The organism is Jezberella montanilacus (genome assembly GCF_003003055.1).
Lineage (GTDB): Bacteria > Pseudomonadota > Gammaproteobacteria > Burkholderiales > Burkholderiaceae_B > Zwartia > Zwartia montanilacus.
Window position 1 is genome coordinate 1 of record NZ_PVTV01000009.1, and the last position, 1121, is coordinate 1121.

Genomic DNA, 1121 nt, shown 5'->3' on the forward strand with positions numbered 1-1121 from the left:
CTAGGTCTACCTGGTTTAGCCGTCCAACGCGTGGATCGCAAGCTGGGGATCCATGTCTGGGCTAAGCCCTCAAGCCGTCCGTCTTGCGTTCACTGCGCGAGCGAAACGGTTCGCATTAAAGCCACCCACAGCCGTACCCTGAAACACACCCGTCAAGGCAATCAGATCATGATTCTGCACTTGAGCATACCTAAGTACCACTGTCAGAACTGTGACCGTTACTTCCGACATCAATTCCCATGGGCACGACCACGCCTGCGGGCCACTGAATCGTACCGTCTAGAGGTATTTGAGGCCCATGATGGTGGAGTCAGTCAGAGTAAGTTATCTGTGACACACCGCATCGGGAGCGCCACCGTCGAGCGCTGGTATCAACACTTGATTAAGCGACGCGTTTCTGAGTTGTCAGGCAGGCCTTGCCCGAGAGTGCTTGGGATTGATGAGCATTTTTTTACCCGTAAGAAGGGCTATGCCACGACCCTCGTTGATCTTAGAAACCATAAGGTCTTTGATGTGGTGCTTGGACGCTCAGAACTCAGCCTCAGACAGTATTTAAGCCACTTGCCGGGTCGTGAGCAGGTTCAGCTCGTTGTGATGGATTTGTCCGAAACGTACCGCTCGATTGTGCATAAGTACTTCCCAAATGCCAAGATCGTGGCCGACCGCTTTCATGTGATCCGATTGGTCAATCATCACTTCCTCAATCTCTGGAAGCAACAAGATCCGGTGGGCAGAATGAATCGCGGCTTGCTCAGTTTGATGCGTCGACACCAGTGGAACCTGACCCAAGAGCAGCGCGATAATCTTGCAAGGTATTTAGAGCAATTCCCAATTCTGAGATCCCTCTATCTTGCCAAGCAACGGCCCAATAAGTTGCTATTGATTAAGAATTTGATGCCTAAACACGGCAGGAAATTTATGGCGCGTTTACTTAAGTTGATTGCACAATTGGCTCAAAGTCCGGCCCGCACCTTGGCTCACACACTGACTTCTTGGTTGGAGCCGATCGTCAGGATGTGGCGCACCTCACAATCAAACGGGATCACCGAAGGATTCCACACTAAAATGGAAATGATGTCCCGAAGGGCATACGGATTTAGAAATTTTGAAAATTACCGGCT

1 protein-coding gene is annotated in these 1121 nt (G+C 50.7%); it reads left to right on the forward strand.

Annotation, left to right across the window (positions count from 1 at the left end; translation table 11 throughout):
* Positions 1-30: 30 nt before the first annotated feature.
* Positions 31-1121, forward strand: a 1091-nt coding sequence (locus BCM14_RS01570; protein WP_259673364.1) for an ISL3 family transposase, incomplete at its 3' end; no start/stop codon positions are given.